We start from the raw sequence: 17,591 nt of genomic DNA, 5'->3' as shown, positions 1-17,591 counted from the left end.
GTGCGCGAGCAGACACAAAATCGCCCAATTCGCTGAGCGAAAGGGCGATTTTGTGTCTGCTCGGCAGTATCAGGTGAGTGAGCCCGGCGGCAGGGGCACGACGGCGCGACGCTCAAGGCACCGACCCGATTGGAATCAACCGGCGTAGGAGTGTGGAGCAGCCAGCCGCGCCAGCCGATGCGGCTGAATCCGCAAACGGCGTCTCGGGGCCGCGGAGCGCATTCCCACCTCCTCACAACCCGAGCACACCGCTTCGGTCCGTGCAACGTTGGGTCACGGGCGTTGTTCTCGCTCCAGCCGACGGCATTGTTGTCTGATACTCCGACGAAGCACGCCGCAGTGGCTGCGTGGTTGTTGGGGCGACGAAGAGGCGGTTCTTGCAGGGTTGCCGAACGTCATTCGGCCGGCGCCGACCATGTGTGCATCCAAGTGCTGCAAGCCGACCCGAGAGCCTCCCCCGGGGAACAATGGCGCCGTCTTGCCGCGGCGTGGCCGGGCGGTTTCGAGCCAGCGGCTGCCCGGGCGGTGTCTCGGTCTTTAATTCGCGGCATCCGCATCACGGTGATAATTCCAGGATTCGCGGGCCCGCGAATGCCATCGTTCGAGTTTTGGTGCATGGCTCTCGAACGCGGTAACAACTTCTTTGACTGTCGTGACGAAATGCAGGAAGGTCGTGTCTGTACCGGCGAACAGATTATCGAGTATCGGTTTCACCGGAAATCTTCTAGACCAGCTGCTGTCAAGGTCAAGAAACACCATAGGGCGGCAATCACCGGCAGTTCTATAGTAATTCTGGGCCGCGTCCTGGAAAATTTCTTGAAGTGTTCCGGCCTTCCCTGGCGCATAGAGAACACCGTAAAGCGCAACAGCCAACAATCCATCCTCCCGGATGGAGTTATCGAAGTACTTGGCATGCCTGAACGCGAGCGGCGTCGGCGTCTCATAGCCGTATAACCAGGTTGGAATTCCAATAGATACCGGTTGCGTGTCCAAGCCGTCGGCCACGGCAAATGCGGGGGCTTGCCACCGGTGCAGGGCTGCCAGCGATTCTGTGCAGAAGCTGCCCCCTTTGATCAGTTCGTTCGGCTTCAACGGGAAGGTGAGCGCCGCGGGGTCTGAGGCAATCCGGGTCAGAGCAGCCTCCAGCTCCGATGGCTCGGCGTCGGCGAACGACGCACCTAGGTGAGCGGCTTCCATCGCGCCAGGCCCGCCCCCGGACAGGACAGTAAAGTGTGCCCGGGTGAGCGCTGCCGCGCACTGAGCCACCAGTCGGTAACCGTGATCGTTGCGGGCCATCTCGTGCCCCCCCATTACGGCCACCGGACGGGCCTCAGTGAGTTGTCTCGACAACGACCTGGTGATCGAAACATCATGCAGTGCACGGTCTTTGGCGGTTTGTTCAAGCTGCGGATTCCGCAGACCCTGCACCGCCGCGCTCAGGTACGCGCGGGCATCCAGGGTGGCCGCATACGACCCTGGGTCGCGCCGTGACCACCCGTCGAGCAGCGACGGCACATCGTAGAGCGACCCACGGGGAGGCGGTACGAAATCGGCGTCCGCCCGGCTGATGACGCCTACGGGTCCTGACATGCGTCCGCACTCCTCGCTCGTCGCAGCGCCGGCCATCCAGAAGATAACCGTGCGGTTCAGGTTCGGAGAGGTTTACCGGAGGATCTCAGCCACCACGTCACACCGAAAATCGACGTGCCGAGACATCCCATCGACACAGGCTAACGGCAAATTCAAACATGCAACAGAGTCCGGTTGCCGTTCAGTGGTCTCTGCGCAAGTCGCCGATATCGGCCGCACAGTCGACCCGCGAAGTAGTTTGTGCCAGTATCGCCGTGGGAGTCCTGAGCTTGCTGCCCGCTCTAACAGTTAAGGGATGCGGCGATGTCTTATTTCGTGGCAAGTCCGGACATATTGGGAGCAGCGGCAGCGCAGCTGAGCTCGATAAGGTGGGCACTCGATGAGGCGCATCTGGCAGCCTCGTACCCGATGTCATCGATACTGCCCGCGGGTGCGGACGAGGTGTCGGCGGCCATCGCCGCCGTGTTCTCCGAGACCGGACAGGCCTGTCAGGCGCTCAATACGCAAGCGGCCAGATTTCATGAACAGTTCGTTCAGGCGTTCACCAGCGCGGGAGACGCTTATGCCGCCGCGGAGGCGGCCAACATTCTGCCGTTGCAAACGCTCGAGGACGGCTTGCTCGGTGTGATCAATGCACCCACCAATTTCTTGTTGGGTCGCCCCCTGATCGGTAACGGTGCGGACGGGGCACCGGGAACCGGGCAGACCGGCGGAGCCGGCGGGATTTTGTTCGGCAACGGCGGCACCGGAGGATCGGGCGCGCCCGGGCAGGCCGGCGGTACGGGCGGAAGTGCCGGGCTGATCGGCACCGGCGGCACCGGAGGAATGGGTGGGATTGGCGCATCCGGTGGCCACGGCGGCACCGGCGGATGGCTGTTCGGCAACGGAGGGACCGGCGGTATGGGGGGCACCGGCGGCGGGATGGGCGGTACGGGCGGCAACGCGCTGCTTTTCGGCAACGGGGGAACCGGTGGTGTCGGCGGGGCCGGTGCATCCGGAATCGCCGGCGACCCAGGCGCCGCAGGCACTTCGACCTCCTTGGGAGGCACCGACGGGGGGCCAGGCGGCCACGGCGGCAAGGCCGGCAACGGCGGCAACGGCGGCAACGCCGGCTTGGTGTTCGGCAACGGCGGGGACGGCGGCAAAGGCGGCACGGGCGGAGCGGGCGGCAGCGGGGGGACGGGTGGCGCCGGTGGGCAAACAGCGGCCGGGGCAGCCGGCAGTGGCGGCAATGGCGGCCATGGTGGCGATGGCGGAACCGGCGGCGGCGGCGGGACCGCGGGCCGGGGTTCGGCCTACTTCGGCGGTCATGCGGGCTCAGACGGCAACAGCGGTGACGGCGGGATCGGCGGAGCCGGCGGGATCGGCGGCAACGGCGCAAACGGGCCCGGTGTCCTCCAGTCACAAGCTGCAGGCCAGGCCGGCGGAGCCGGCGGCAACGGCGGGGCCGGCGGCAACGGCGGGGCCGGCGGCACGGCCACCGGCTCGGGCAACGCCGGCAACGGCGGAGCGGCCGGCACCGGCGGAGCCGGCGGGTCAGGCGGGCTCGGCGGCTTCCAGAGCGCGACGATCGGCGGCAACGGCGGACCCGGCGGCAAAGGGGGTAGCGGCGGCGCCGGTGGAGTCGGCGGAATCGGCGGCGCCACGGCCGGTTCAGGCAACGCCGGTGTCGGCGGCATCGGCGGCACCGGCGGCGACGGAGGTGCCGCCGGTGATGGCGGTGACAGCAACCAGAGCGGCGGATTCAGCAATCAGCAAGGAGTGGGCGGCGGCGGCGGTGTGGGCGGCGCCGCCGGTGCGGGTGGCTCAGGAGGGGCCGGAGGCACGGCACTGGGCTCAGGTAACGCTGGCGCCGGCGGGGCGGCCGGGGCCGGCGGCAAGGGCGGCTCCGGTGGCTCGGGCGGCGACGGGGGCAACGGCAACGGCGCCGGCGGTACGGGCACCGGCGGTAATGGCGGCGCGGCGGGTCACGGCGGCGGTGGCGGTGCGGGCGGCAATGGCGGAACCGGCGGCACCGCGATGGGACGCGGCGCCGGGGGTGATGGTGGTGCCGCCGGCAATGGGGGCGTCGCCGGCGCCGGCGGCGCGGGCGGCACTGGCGGCGCGGGCGGACCGTCAGGTGACGGCGGCAAGGGTGGTGACGGTGGCACCGGCGGCGACGGGGGTGTTGGCGGGGCCGGAGGCAATTCCGAAGGAGGCGGCAACGGCGGCAACGGCGGCAATGGCGGCAACGGCATTGCCGGCGGTGCGCTCGGACCCGGCGGCTCTGGCAATGCCGCCGGCGGCGACGGCGCACCGGGTCAAGCCGGCAAGGCCGGCCAGGGCGGCGCGGGCGGCTCCCCTGGCGGAACTCCCGGCCAGAACGGCAACGTCGTGTAGGCAGCACCTAAGCCTTGTTGAAATCGTTGTGGCACTTACGATCTTGACTCGGTTCAAGCTGCCGCTGCAGTTACCCGTCACAACCGGCCGCCGATGCGGCCAGGAGGTTTGACCTGCCCTTCGTGATCGCGGCGCCGCAGTTACTTGCCGACGCAGCAACAGATCTGACGACCGTCGGCTCCACCATCCGCCAGGCTGACGCGGCGGCAGCGGCCCGCACGACGGGAATACTGGCAGCCGGTGCCGATGATGTGTCGGGGATCGTGGCGAGGCTGTTCGACACGCACGCCCGCGGCCATCAGACCGTTAGCGCCCAGGCAGCGACATTCTATGACCAGTTCGTGCGCACCCTATCCGCCGCTGCTGGCTCGTACGGGACGGCCGAGGCCGCCAACGCCTTGCCGTTGCAGACCGTCCAACAGGACTTGTTGAACCTGATCAACGCGCCCACGCAGGCACTGCTGGGACGCCCGCTGATCGGCGACGGCGCGAATGGCGCGCCGGGCCAGCCCGGCGGGCCGAGCGGACTGCTGTTCGGCAACGGCGGCAACGGCGGCAACGGCGGCAACGGCATCGCCGCGGGAGTCGCCGGAGGAGCCGGCGGGCCCAGCGGGCTGATCGGTAACGGCGGGACCGGCGGGACTGGAGGGGCGGGCGCCGCGGGCGGGATCGGCGGCGCCGGTGGTTGGCTGTACGGCAATGGGGGGCCTGGTGGGGCCGGCGGGGCGGCCACAGCACCCGGCATGCATGGGGGAACGGTGGCGTCGGCGGCAGCGCCGGACTTATCGGCGTCGGCGGCGTCGGCGGCGCGGGCGGCAGCGGCGCCTCGGGTCCGGCCGGCCTCAACCCGGTTCCCGCCCCTCCCGACGGCACCCCCCGCGACGGCGCCGACGGGGTGACGACGTTCACCGGTGGCGGCAGCGGCGGCCTGCCTGGCCTGCCCGGCACCATCGTCGGAGAGGCCGGCGGCGCTGGCGGCAATGGCGGCCCCGGCTTCGCCGGCGGGGGCGGCGGGGGCGGCGGGGGCGGCGGCGGGGACGGTGGCCCCGGAGCGCCGGGCGGCAACGGAGGCAACGGCGGAACGGCCCGAACCCAGCTTCCTACTTTCGTTGGCGCCGGCGGGGGCGGGGGCGGCGGTACAGGCGTATTGGGAATTGGAGGCGACGGCGCCGGCGAGGGCGGGAACGGCGCCCCCGGAGGTGGCGACAACGGCGGCGCCGGTGGCATCGGTATCACCGGCGGCCTTGGTGGCGGCACCGGCGGAGGCATCGGAGGCGGCGCCGGCGGCCAGAGCAGCCAGTCCGTTAGCGGCGGCGGCGGCGGAGGAGTGGGCGGGAACGGCGGCATCGGCGCACCCGGCGGCAACGGCGGACACGGCGGTGTCAGTTTCGGCAATGGCGGTGGTGGGGGTGGCGCCGGCGGCGACGGCGGGATTGGGGGCGCAGGCGGCAACGGCGGAAACGGTGGCGACGGCCTCAATCCGGATGGGAGTGCCGGCTCCGGTGGCGCAGGCGGTAAGGGCGGCGCCGGCGTCGGCGGTGGCCATGGTTCCAATGGCGGCGCGGGGGCGCCGGTGGGCGTGGCGGGCTGCTGTTTGGCACGGGAGGAAACGGCGGTGTCGGCGGCTCCGGCGGCATCGGCGGCTCCGGCGCGCACGGCGCCCTCGGCGGTAGCGGCGGAAACGGCGGCAGCGGCATCGACGGAGGAGTTCCCGGTTCCGGCGGTGACGGCGGTCGAGGTGGCGATGGCGGGCCCGGCGGGGACGGCGGAACTGGCGGCGCCGGCGGCGCCCCGGGCGGTTCCGGGCTGCTCGGTCCGCCCGGCATCAGCGGTGCCGGTGGCCCGGGCGGTAGCGGGGGCGTCGGCGGCATCCCGGGGACGGGGGGTTCAGGCGGCACGGGCGGTTCCAATGGCTCACCCGGCGCGCCCGGCAACCCCGGCGCGATGGGGCGAACCGGAGCGAACGGCTGATGCGAATATCCGCGTCGCGCAGCGCCGACAGTCAGATCGCAGGCTGATTCCGGCGGCGATTTCGGCTCACTTTTGCCTTTCCGCCGACAACGCCATCAGATGGCGGCAGCGACAACTCGAAGCGACTGACAGCCAAACACGCCAAAATTTCGGATGAAGATTCGCTAGTGCCCCGAACGTCCATTAGCTGCCGAACTACGTTGTGCAGCAGAGTCTTTCGCTTCAGAGACCGCCATCCTGGCCGGCGCGGCATTGCAACGGGCCGCAGAGCCAACAGTTCGCGGAACTGCCGGCCTCGATCAGCAACAGCCCCTTTGAGTTTGGAGGGAATCGTCCACCCAGCAATCGAAAAGCGATAGCCTCTGCGGCAGGTCTATCGATCGCGAGAGGACGTTCTCATGTCATTCGTGACCACCGCGCCGGAGTTCATTAATTTCGCCGCGACAGACTTAACGCGTATCGGTTCTTCGATAGTCGCAGCAAACGCCACCGCGGCCGAACAGACGACGGGTTTGCTAGCCGCCGGGACGGATGAGATCTCCGCGGTGGTGGCGAGCCTTTTCGATATGCATGCCCAGAATTTTCAGGCGGTCAGCCTGCAGGCGGCGTCGTTTCATCAGCAGTTGGTTCAGACGTTGACTGCGGGAGCGAGCGCCTACGCCAGCGCGGAGGCGGCCAACGCATCCCCGCTGCAGCAGCTACTCGACGTGATCAACGCACCTACCCAAACGTTGCTGGGGCGTCCTCTGATCGGCAACGGCATTGATGGCGCACCCGGGACCGGCCAAAACGGTGGAGCAGGCGGGCTGCTGTTCGGCAACGGCGGCAATGGCGGGTCCGGGGTGCCCGGCGGTCCAGGGGGCACTGGCGGGTCCGCGGGCCTATGGGGCGCGGGTGGCGCGGGTGGCGCGGGTGGCGCCGGGGCCGCCGGCGCAGTCGGTCAACCCGGCAGTGCCGGCGGTACTGGCGGAGCAGGTGGTGCTGGCGGGATGCTATTCGGCGATGGCGGTCGCGGCGGATCCGGTGGGGCCGGCGGGCAGGCCGGGGCGGCTGCGATAGGAGCAAGCGGCAATGACGGCGGGAACGGTGGCGCGGGTGGCGCCGCTGGTCGCGCCGGGCTGCTGATCGGCACAGGCGGGGCCGGCGGCAGCGGCGGGAACGGTGGCGATAGCACCGGTACCGATGCTGCTGCCGGCACCGGCGGTAGGGGCGGTTTGGGCGGCGCCGGCGCTGCTGGCGCCAACGGCGGGTACTTGTACGGCGACGGCGGGCTCGGCGGTAATGCAGGAAATGGCGGGAACGGCATCTTGGACGCGAACGCCACGCAGGCCGCCCGAGGGGGTGGCGTAATCAGTAATGGGGGCAATGGCGGCAGCGCCGGGTTATTCGGCAATGGCGGCGCCGGTGGCCACGGCGGGTCCGGCGGTGACGGCGTAATCGGCAAGGTACTTGGCGGCGCCGGCGGGGACAGTGACGGTCATGGCGGGCACGGCGGCAACGGCGGCATGTTGTACGGCACCGGTGGGGCGGGCGGGTTCGGCGGGAGCGGCGGCGTCGGTGGAAACGGCGGTAACCCAGGTGCCGGCGGCAACGGCGGCAGCGCCGGCGCAGGCGGCAACGGCGGGATGAGCGGCCTCATCGGCAATGGCGGCAACGCGGGCCACGGCGGCAACGGCGGAGACAGCGGCACCGGCGCCATCGTCCTGCCGACCGGAAACGGCCAGAACGGTGGGGTGGGCGGCAATGCCAGACTCTTTGGCAATGGCGGTGCCGGCGGCAACGGAGGTACCTCCGGCGCACTTGGCACCGTGATAGAAGCCGCCAACGGCGGGCGCGGCGGTAATGGCGGATTGATCTTCGGCAGCGGCGGCAGCGGCGGCAACGCCGGCGCCACGTCAAGCCTTCCGATCCTTTCTCAAAGCGGTTTCGGCGGCGACGGCGGTAGCGCCCAGTGGATCGGCAATGGCGGTAACGGCGGCGCGGGCGTCAACGGTCAACCCGGCGGGCAGGGTGGCAAACGCGGGCTGCTGGCTGGTATGCCTGGCGTTGGTGGGCCGCCGTAGCCGGCGGGCACCACGCGAAGCGCAGTTGCGAGAATCGCCGACGCGACCGCGCACGCCTCGGTGGGTTCAGACGGTGACCGGGGCAGACCCCGGTGAATTGGCACGCACTTCAAACAAGCGGCCACCGTGTGGTGCAGCGAAAACTCCTGCGTTGCTAGGACTGTCCCCGCTGCCCGGGCAAGCCGCCGAACACGCCGCCACTGCCACCGGTGCCGGCCTTCCCGCCGTTGACACCGTTGCCGCCATTGCCGCCGATTCCGACCAGCGACGGATTAAAGGCGCCGTTGGCAATCACCCCGGCGTTGCCGCCGTCGCCACCGTTGGCGGGCCCGACGCCGGTGCCGGCGGCGCCACCGTTCCCGCCGACGCCCAGGCTGAGCAGGCCGCCGCCGTCGCCGCCATCGCCGCCGGCGCCACCAGTCCCGCTGGCCGAAGCACCGCCGGTACCGCCAGCGCCGCCGGCGCCGGCGCCGACGAGCGCGGCACCCTGACCACCCTGACCGCCCGCGCCACCGGTATTTCCGGCACCACCGAGGCCAGCGCCACCGCCGGCACCTAGGCCGAGGAGCACGGCGCCCTGACCACCCTGACCGCCAACGCCCCCGGTAGTCGCGGCGCCACCAAGGCCACCGAATCCCCCGACGCCGATGCCCAGGAACGCGGCACCCGTGCCGCCCACACCGCCCGCGCCACCGGTGCCGATGGCCATGCCGCCCAAGCCGCCCGCGCCGCCCTGGGCATAGCCAAACCAGGCGCTGCTGTCGCCGCCGGCGCCACCGACACCGCCGGTGCCGACGATGCCGACTGCGGAACGGGTGCTAGCGCCGCCGTTACCGCCGTTGCCGCCAAGGCCACACAGCAGCCCTTGTGCGGCGCCGCCAACGCCCCCGGCGCCGCCGGCGATGCCGCCCGCTCCGCCGGCGCCTCCGTGACCACCCTGCCCGACGAGCAGGCCGCGTGCCGTACCGCCGGCGCCTCCGGTACCTCCCGTTCCAGTTGCGGCGTTACCACCGGCGCCGCCGTCACCGCCCGGGCCGAGAAGTACACCACCGGTACCGCCGTGGCCGCCGAGCCCGCCCGTTCCAGAGGCGAAGGCGTTGAGGCCGCCGGCCCCACCGTTGCCGCCCCAGCCGAACAAGCCTGCGTTGCCGCCCGCGCCACCAGCGCCGCCGATCCCAACGACGCCACCCCGTCCGACAACCGCCGCACCTCCGCCGCCACCAGCGCCGCCGTTGCCGAGCAGCCATCCGCCGGTGCCGCCGGCTCCCCCGCCGGCTCCGGGCCCGCCGGCTCCACCTTTGCCGCCGTTGCCGATCAGGCCCGCAGCACCACCGGCACCACCGGCCCGCCCGTCAGCGGTTGGGGAGAAGCCGTTTCCGCCGTTGCCGTACAAGATCCCGCCGGCAGCGCCGTTGGGATTCGCACCCGTTCCATCAGCACCGTTGCCAATCAGCGGACGCCCGAACAATGTCTGGGTAGGCGCGTTGATCACACCCAGCAAGTTCTGCTCAAAGGCCTGCAACGGCGCAGCACTAGCCGCCTCCGCGCGCGCGTACGCCCCACCTGCGGCATTCAACGTTTGCACCAGACCGCGATGCAGCTCCGCAGCCCGGGCGCTCAACGCCTGATATTGCGTTCCGTAACCGCTGAACAGCGACGCAACAGCTGCCGACACCTCATCGGTGCCGGCCACCAGCACCTCGGTGGTGGAGGTTGCCGCGGCGGCGTTCGCCTTCCCCAACGACTCCCCGATTCCGGCCAAGTCCTGTGCCGCCGCCACCAGCGCGTCCGGGGCCGCGATCACAAACGCCATCAAATCCGTCCTTCCCAGTCAATTGCAGACGCTACACGGAATTTCAACGCGAAGAAGCAACGAATTGGATCGCGGTCCGACACTTTTCGGAAGTGCGAACGGTTACGTAAGTGAAGGTTACGGTTACGTAGGCAAAAGCCATGAGGCACAGCCCAAATTGTAGGCTATTGCCGGGGTTGAATTACGGGTCGCGGAGGCAAACGCAACTCATTTTATTATCGGGGTTGCGGACGGTCGGACGTTCCGCCGCGAATCTGGCGACCACAATGTCGTTGTTGCCGGCCACCGGCCGGATTATCAATTGCAGCGCATGGATATAGAGCGCGCGAGCAGACACAAAATCACCCATTTCGCTGGGCGAAAGGGCGATTTTGTGTCTGCTCGGCAGTGTTAGGTGAGTGAGTCCGGCGGCAGGAAGCGGTCGCCGTACCTCTCGGCCAGCTCGCGGGCGCGGGCCACGAAGGCTTCCTTGCCACGGCCGAGCGGGCCCTCGTAACCGACGATGTACTGCGCACTACCACCGGTCCACGGCGGGAACCCGATGCCCATGATGGACCCGATGTTGGCATCGGCAGTGGTCATCAGCACGTTCTCGTCGAGGCACTTCTGGGTCTCCAGCGCCTCGGCGAACAGCATGCGGTCGATCATGTCCTGCAGCGGCGGGTGCGAGGAACCCGACTTGAACGTCTCCCGCAGGCCAGGCCACAAGCCGGAACGCTTGCCCTCGGGGTAGTCGTAGAAGCCGGCACCCTTGAGACGGCCCGACCGGCCGAGCTCAATCATCTTCTCCACCACCGCTTCTGCCGGATGCGGCTCGTACCTGCCACCCGCGTCCTCGACACCCTTACGGGTGGCGACGGCGATCTTGTGCATCAGCTCCAGATTGAGCTCGTCGGAGAGCTGCAGCGGCGGCGCCGGGTAACCGGCCTGCGAACCGGCCTGCTCGATGCTGGACGGCTCCACGCCTTCGCCCAGCATCGCCAGCGCCTCGTTGACGAAGGTGCCGATGACGCGCGAGGTGAAGAAGCCGCGGCTGTCGTTGACCACGATCGGGGTCTTGCCGATGGCCAGGGTGTAGTCGAACACCCGGGCCAGCGCCTCGTCAGATGTCTTCTCGCCCTTGATGATTTCCACCAGCGGCATCTTGTCGACCGGCGAGAAGAAGTGGATCCCGATGAAGTCCTCCTGCCGCTTGACGCCGGTAGCCAGACCGGTGATCGGCAGCGTCGAGGTGTTGGAGCCCAGCAGGGCGTTGGGCTCGACGATGTCCTCGATCTCCTGGAACACCTTGTGCTTGAGTTCCTGGCTCTCGAACACCGCCTCGATTACGAAATCGACGCCCTTGAAGTCGGCGGCGTCAGCGGTCGGGGTGATGCGCGCCAGCAGCGCCTTGGACTTCTCCTCGGTGGTGCGGCCCCGTTCCAGCGCCTTGGCCTCCAGCTTCTCGGAATAGCCCTTGCCCTTCTCGGCGGCCTCGATGCTGACGTCTTTGAGCACGACGTCGTACCCGGCCTTCGCGGAGACGTAGGCGATGCCCGCGCCCATCATGCCCGCCCCGAGCACGCCGATCTTGTTGATCTTTACCGGCTCGATGCCGTCCGGGCGTGACTTGCCGGCGTTGATGGCCTGCAGGTCGAAGAAGAACGCCTGAATCATGTTCTTGGCGACCTGGCCGGTGACCAGCGTGGTGAAGTAGCGGCTTTCGATGCGGCTGGCGGTGTCGAAGTCGACCTGCGCGCCTTCCACCGCGGCGGCCAGGATGGCTTTCGGCGCGGGCATCGGCGCACCCTTGAGCTGCTTGCGCAGCAACGCGGGGAACGACGGCAGGATGGACGCCAACCCCGGCGACGACGGGGTGCCGCCCGGCATTTTGTAACCCTTCTTGTCCCACGGCTGCTCGTGGGAGTCCGGGTTGGCCTTGATCCACGCCTTGGCGGCGGGCACCAGTTCCTCGACGCTCGGCAGCAACTCGTCGATCAGTCCGAGTTCCTTGGCCTTGGCCGGCTTGAACCGGGTGCCCTGCGACAGGATGTTGACGAAGGCGTTCTGGATGCCGAACATCCGCACGGTGCGGGTGACACCACCGGCGCCCGGCAGCAGACCCAGCGTCGCCTCGGGGAATCCGAACTGCGACCCCTTGACGTCAGCCGCAATTCGGTGATGGCACGCCAGTGCAATTTCCAGGCCACCGCCCAGCGCTGCGCCGTTGAGTGCCGCCACCACGGGCTTGCCCAAGGTCTCCAGCGTGCGCAGTTGCTTCTTGACGTTCTCGACCAGGTCGAAAGCCTCACCGGCGTTCTCCGGCCCGATCTTGATCATGCTCTTGACGTCACCACCGGCGAAGAAGGTCTTCTTCGCGCTGGTGATCACCACGCCCGTGATCGAATCCTTCTCTGCGACAAGGCGGTCCACCGCTTTGCCCATCGACTCGATGTAGGCCTCGTTCATGACGTTGGCCGACCCCGACGGGTCGTCCAAGGTCAGCGTGACGATGCCGTCGGCATCCTTGTCCCACTGAATTGTGTTGTCGGCCATGTACTTAAACCCTCTCGATGATCGTCGCGACGCCCATGCCGCCGCCAATACACAGCGTCACCAGCGCCCGCCGGGCGTTACGACGCTCCAGCTCGTCCACCATGGTGCCCAGAATCATGGCGCCGGTGGCGCCCAGCGGGTGGCCCATGGCGATCGCGCCGCCGTTGACGTTGAGCTTCTCGTCGGGGATGTTCAGATCCTTCTGGAACTTCAGCACCACCGAGGCAAATGCCTCGTTCAGTTCGAACAGGTCGATGTCGTCGACGGTCAGGCCCGCGCGGTCGAGCACCTTGAGGGTCGCCGGGGTCGGACCGGTCAGCATGATCACCGGGTCGGCGCCGCTGGTCGCGGTGGCGACGATGCGGGCGCGCGGAGTCAGATTGACGGCCGCCCCCGCCTTTTCACTGCCGATCAGGACGAGCGCGGCGCCGTCGACGATGCCGGAGCTGTTACCGCCGGTGTGGACGTGGTTGATCTTCTCCACCCAGTGGTACTTCTGCAGCGCCACGTCGTCGAAGCCACCCATCGCGGCCAGACCCTCGAAAGCCGGCTTGAGCTTGCCCAGGCCTTCCTTGGTGGTGTCGGGGCGCATGTGCTCGTCGTGGTCGAGGATCAAAAGACCGTTCTGGTCGCGGACCGGGACCACGGACTTGGCGAAGTAGCCGCCCGACCACGCCTCTGCCGCCTTCTCCTGGCTGCGCAGTGCGTAGTTGTCCACGTCATCGCGGGTGAAGCCCTCGATGGTGGCGATCAGGTCGGCGCCGATGCCCTGCGGGACGAACATGACGTCGTAGTTGGTGACCGGGTCCAGACCCATGGCGCCGCCATCGGATCCCATCGGCACGCGGCTCATCGACTCCACACCACCGGCCAGCACCATGTCGTCCCAGCCCGAGCGCACCTTCTGCGCGGCGGTGTTGACGGCCTCGAGGCCCGACGCGCAGAACCGGTTGAGCTGGACGCCGCCGGAGGTGACGGGCATGCCGGAGGCCAGCACCGCGGCGCGGGCGATGTCGCCGCCCTGGTCGCCGACCGGCGAGACGCACCCCAGGATGACGTCGCTGATCAGGTTCTCGTCGAGGTCAGGGTTGCGCTTGCGCAGTTCCTCGATGAGGCCCACGACCAGGTTCAGTGGCTTGACTTCGTTCAGCGCGCCGTTTCGCTGCTTGCCGCGCGGCGTGCGGATGGCCTCGTAGATGAAGGCTTCTTCGGACATGTCGGTTTCCTGTTCCAAAAAGGGGGGTTTGGATCCGTCTTCAAGACTAGGTCCAGCAGGGGAACACTAACAGGGGCTTCGGCCAACCTGTTGGTTGGGCGGGAGTTCGCAGGTCAGGACTTGCTACGTGGGTCGCAGCGGGCCCGAAGAGACGGTTTCATCGAAAGTTAAGCGATTCAACGCTGTTTTCGACGTGGGCGGACCTGCACGGCGGTAGGCTTCCGCCGCACCGATGGTTGCCGGTGGTCGGTTGCCCGTTGCGCTTGAGAGATCGGAAATCAGCAATGTCGTACGTGGTAGCGGCGCCGGAAGCATTGGCGACCGGGGCGGCAGATGCTACGGCCATCGGCTCGGCGATCGCCTCGGCCAACGCCGCCGCAGCGGCTCCGATCATCGGGGTGTTGGCGGCCGGGGGTGATGAGGTATCGGCGGCAATCGCTTCGGTGTTTTCTGCCCATGGGCAGGCTTATCGAAATCTCAGCTCCCGCGCAGCGTCCTACCACTCGCAGTTTGTCCATTCGCTGACTGCTGCCGGCGCTGCCTATGCCGGGGCGGAGGCCGCTAACGCCGCGCCTCTGCAGACCGTCGGACAGCAAGCCCTTGACCTCCTGAACGCACCCAGCCTGACTTTCTTTGGGCGTCCCTTGATCGGCAACGGTGCCGACGCCACCGTGCCCGGACAGACGGGCGGCAGTGGCGGGGTGCTGTACGGCAACGGCGGCAACGGCGCGCCCGGTGGGGCCGGGCAGCGAGGCGGCGCAGGTGGCAGTGCCGGGCTGATCGGCAACGGCGGTGCCGGCGGCGCGGGCGGAGCGGGCGGGCCCGGCGGAGCGGGTGGTGCCGGCGGGCTCCTGTACGGCAACGGCGGCAACGGCGGGATCGGTTCCTTCGGGCAGGCCGGCGGTTCGGGTGGTAACGCGGGGCTGATCGGCAACGGCGGTGCCGGCGGGGCCAGCCAAGCCCTGGGCGCGGGCGCAGGCGGCGCAGGGGGTGCCGGTGGACTGCTGTATGGCAACGGCGGGGTCGGCGGGGACGGCAGCGGCGCGATCACCGCCGCCGGAACGGATGTGGGCGGGGCCGGCGGCGCCGGCGGGGCCGCCGGGCTGTTCGGCGCCGGCGGGAACGGCGGGGTCGGCGGGAACGGCGCGCAGGCGGGCACCGGTGTCGGAGGGACCGGCGGAGCGGGCGGCAACGGAGGGCGCGGCGGACTGCTGTTCGGTTTGGGTGGCAGTGGTGGCACCGGCGGCGGCGGCGGCGATCTCATCAGCAGCAGCGCCACCGGAGGAGTGGGAGGAGTAGGCGGCGCAGGCGGGGACGCCGGATTCTTCGGCTTCGGCGGCGCCGGAGGACTCGGCGGTGTCGGCGGCGGTATCGGCGGCGGCTCAGCGGGCGCCGGCGGCGGGGGCGGCGCCGGCGGCGGCGTCGGGTTGATCGGCATCGGCGGTACGGGCGGCATCGGTGGTGGCGGCGGCGCCAGCGAGAACCCGTTGGTGACCTCTCCGGGAGGGGCAGGCGGCACGGGGGGTGGCGGCGGTGCTGTCGGACTGATCGGCCTCGGCGGCAACGGCGGCATCGGTGGCGCCGGCGGCAACACGATCGGTGTGGGCTTGCCCGGCGGGGCTGGCGGCACGGGCGGTGGCGGTGGTGCTGTCGGGCTGATCGGCTTTGCCGGAACCGTCGGCAACCCCGGCGCACCCGGCCTTGATGGCTAGCTGACCTAAACACATGGCTGGTCATAAGCGGCACTCCGCGGAGGACATCGTGCGCAAGTTGCGCCGCGCGGACGAGTTGGCTGCCGAAGGCAAGACCGGCGAGGAAATCGCCGCAGAACTGGGCGTCTCGGCAGCGACGCTGTACAACTGGCGCCGCGCCTATGGCGGCATGGACACCGACGCCGCCAGCGTCGGCGGACGCGCTGGTCACCGAACTGCGCGACGACGGCCACCGAGTGGCCGCGTTTCAAGCCGACGTCAGCGACGCCGCCCAAACGAAGGACCTCGTGGGCAAGGTCGTGGCGGAGTTAGGCGGGCTGGACCTGTTGGCCAGCAACGCCGGAGTCGAACACTTCGGCGCCCTGGAATCGATCAACCAAGCCGATTTCCACCGGGTCTTTCAGGTCAACGTCGCCGGCCAGCTCTTCGCCACGCAGGCCGCCGCCGCGGCGATGAACAGCGGCGGGCGGATCGTGCTCACCTCCTCGGTCAGCGCCCGCATCGCCGTCTACCACCACACCCTGTACGCGGCCAGCAAAGCCGCGGTAGCCGCAATGGCCCTCAACCTGGCGCCCGAACTCGCCGCACGCGGTATCGCCATCAACGCGATCGCGCCGGTTGGGACCGTCACCGACATGGCCGCCGAACACACCAAGAGCTACATCCATCCCGCGCTGACCAACGTTGGTATGGATGCGGTCGTCAAGTCGACGAACGCTCTGGGTCGCTGGGCCGAGCCAGCCGAGGTGGCCGCGGTGGTGGCGTTTCTGCTCTCCCCGGACGCCTCCTATCTCACCGGTGCCACGATCGACGCCTCCGGAGGATGGATCTGAAATCATGGCACAGCTGAGTTGCATCCACATTCGCGTCGAGCGTGGCTCCCCTGCCCGTCACACCGAGGAGGCCAAGCGGTGACTATCGTTCGTATTCTCGTTGCCTATGACTCCTGGGACGGTCATTGCGAGCGGGCCGCGCATCGCCTGGGCTAAGGTGCGTCGAGCGCCGGGGCAAGCGTTTCGCTCAAGCAGGTAACGGACTGCGGGCGAAAGGATTTCGGTGATCTCGACGGGTTGGTCCTGGGCTCTCCGGTACATCAGCGCGGCATGAGCTGGCCGATGAAGAAGTTCATCGACGAACTCTGCGAACCGTCGTGGTTTTACGACGACATGGTCGGGCGAGTGTGCGGAGTGTTCACCGTCGGCGGTGGCCACGGCGAGGTAGGCGGCGGTTGCGAAATGGCGCAACTATCGATGCTCGCCAATCTTGCCGCCATGGGATGTGTCATGGTGCCGTTTCCCAAGTCGACCCGCGGCTTCGACGTCGCCGGAATGCACTGGGGGCCACACATCGTGGCCACTGGTCCCGGCATGCAACCGATAGATCCGGACAACCTGCCGGCTGAGGCGCTGGACGCGGTGTTTCACCATGGCGCGGCGATCGCGCGAGTCGGCGCCGCATTGAAGGCCCAAGCTGCCCAGACCGCCCTGTTTGACCGCGGGGCACGCTTCCCGTCGCCGGAAGTCTTCAACGCCCGATCGGCCGCTGACGGCGATCGCGGCGCGCAGGGGTCGCCGCGGTGAAATCCGCACAGCGCGCCAGCATGTCAACACACACCAATCGAAAGAGGAGCCCATGAGCAACGACGACAACACGTCCGCGATGGAATCGGAGAGATCGTTCAACGAGCAGAACATCGCCGAATTCCGGGCCAACAAAGGTCAGGTCGGCGGACAGTTCAAAGGCTTCACACTGATGCTGCTCACCAGCACCGGCGCGAAGAGCGGCGCCGAGCGCGTCAACCCGGTTGGCTACTTCGACATCGAGGGCAAGATCTACATCGTCGGGTCGGCGGCCGGCAGAGAAAAAAACCCGGCGTGGGTGGCCAACATTCGCGCCCATCCGCAGGTAAAGGTCGAAATCGGCGCTAACCCGGCCGCGGCCGCGACCATAGCAGAGCTGCCCCGCGCCGAACGCGACCGCATCTTCGACATCATCAAGCAGCGCTCGCCGGGATTCGCCGGATACGAGACGTCAACCGACCGGATCATCCCGGTCTTTGAAGTCAAACTCGACTGACTGCACAGTACCCGTCGCACACCAACCCGCCACCGTGAATGCCTATGTTGGGCAAGGAGCGGGCTTGGTCGGTGGCGCGCTCTACGGGGGTCTGGTCGGCGCGGCCGCCCGCGCGCATAAGTTGCCGCTCATCACGTGCGACAGGCGCGCCGAGGCGAAGTATTGGGCACTCGGCGTCACCTTCGAGCTGCTGTCGCCGATCAAGAAGTAGGTGCGACGGGACCGTTCATTCTCTC

The 17,591-nt window shown here is 68.9% G+C and carries 9 protein-coding genes and 5 pseudogenes; 10 read left to right on the top strand and 4 right to left on the bottom strand.

Features of this window, described 5'->3' with window-relative positions:
• Positions 1-355: 355 nt before the first annotated feature.
• Positions 356-489, top strand: a pseudogene (locus ACX9NE_RS28425) (LLM class F420-dependent oxidoreductase); the annotation flags it as partial.
• A 48-nt stretch (positions 490-537) separates the two neighbouring features.
• On the opposite strand, the gene ACX9NE_RS28420 reads toward ACX9NE_RS28425, so the two are convergent.
• Positions 538-1,590 (bottom strand): LOG family protein, encoded by a 1,053-nt coding sequence (locus tag ACX9NE_RS28420; RefSeq protein WP_459365094.1) that lies wholly within the window; start codon positions 1,588-1,590, stop codon positions 538-540.
• Positions 1,591-1,893: 303 nt separating this feature from the next.
• On the opposite strand from ACX9NE_RS28420, the gene ACX9NE_RS28415 reads away from it, so the two are divergent.
• From ACX9NE_RS28415 to ACX9NE_RS28405, 3 genes and pseudogenes are all read left to right on the top strand, one after another.
• Positions 1,894-3,969: a PE family protein gene (locus tag ACX9NE_RS28415; protein WP_459365085.1), complete on the top strand. Its 2,076-nt coding sequence runs from the start codon at positions 1,894-1,896 to the stop codon at positions 3,967-3,969.
• A gap of 113 nt (positions 3,970-4,082) precedes the next feature.
• A pseudogene (locus ACX9NE_RS28410) lies at positions 4,083-5,940 on the top strand (PE family protein).
• Between the two features lie 398 nt (positions 5,941-6,338).
• Positions 6,339-8,003 (top strand): PE family protein, encoded by a 1,665-nt coding sequence (locus ACX9NE_RS28405; protein ID WP_459365086.1) that lies wholly within the window; start codon positions 6,339-6,341, stop codon positions 8,001-8,003.
• 154 nt (positions 8,004-8,157) lie between these two features.
• On the opposite strand, the gene ACX9NE_RS28400 is transcribed toward ACX9NE_RS28405, so the two are convergent.
• From ACX9NE_RS28400 to ACX9NE_RS28390, 3 genes are all read right to left on the bottom strand, one after another.
• A complete protein-coding gene (locus ACX9NE_RS28400) occupies positions 8,158-9,816 on the bottom strand; it encodes a PE family protein (protein ID WP_459365087.1) in 1,659 nt (552 codons plus the stop codon).
• A 390-nt stretch (positions 9,817-10,206) separates the two neighbouring features.
• Positions 10,207-12,351, bottom strand: a complete 2,145-nt coding sequence (locus ACX9NE_RS28395) for a 3-hydroxyacyl-CoA dehydrogenase NAD-binding domain-containing protein (RefSeq protein WP_459365088.1) — start codon at positions 12,349-12,351, stop codon at positions 10,207-10,209.
• Positions 12,352-12,355: 4 nt separating this feature from the next.
• Positions 12,356-13,567, bottom strand: a complete 1,212-nt coding sequence (locus ACX9NE_RS28390) for an acetyl-CoA C-acetyltransferase (protein ID WP_459365089.1) — start codon at positions 13,565-13,567, stop codon at positions 12,356-12,358.
• Positions 13,568-13,851: 284 nt separating this feature from the next.
• Between ACX9NE_RS28390 and ACX9NE_RS28385 the strand changes: the two are divergent.
• The 6 genes and pseudogenes from ACX9NE_RS28385 to ACX9NE_RS28360 all read left to right on the top strand — a co-directional run.
• Positions 13,852-15,276 (top strand): annotated as a pseudogene (locus ACX9NE_RS28385) (PE family protein); the annotation flags it as partial.
• Between the two features lie 16 nt (positions 15,277-15,292).
• Positions 15,293-15,409, top strand: a pseudogene (locus ACX9NE_RS28380) (hypothetical protein); the annotation flags it as partial.
• A gap of 31 nt (positions 15,410-15,440) precedes the next feature.
• The gene (locus ACX9NE_RS28375; protein ID WP_459365091.1) at positions 15,441-16,112 is read left to right on the top strand and encodes an SDR family NAD(P)-dependent oxidoreductase; all 672 of its coding nucleotides are present in this window, start codon (positions 15,441-15,443) and stop codon (positions 16,110-16,112) included.
• 228 nt (positions 16,113-16,340) lie between these two features.
• Positions 16,341-16,859: pseudogene (locus ACX9NE_RS28370) on the top strand (flavodoxin family protein); the annotation flags it as partial.
• 52 nt (positions 16,860-16,911) lie between these two features.
• A complete protein-coding gene (locus ACX9NE_RS28365; protein WP_459365092.1) occupies positions 16,912-17,355 on the top strand; it encodes a nitroreductase/quinone reductase family protein in 444 nt (147 codons plus the stop codon).
• 34 nt (positions 17,356-17,389) lie between these two features.
• On the top strand, positions 17,390-17,566 hold the full coding sequence (locus tag ACX9NE_RS28360; protein ID WP_459365093.1) for a hypothetical protein: 177 nt from the start codon (positions 17,390-17,392) through the stop codon (positions 17,564-17,566).
• Positions 17,567-17,591: the final 25 nt, after the last annotated feature.

This window comes from Mycobacterium sp. ML4 (genome assembly GCF_054515735.1).
This window is presented reverse-complemented; position numbering and strand designations above follow the sequence as displayed.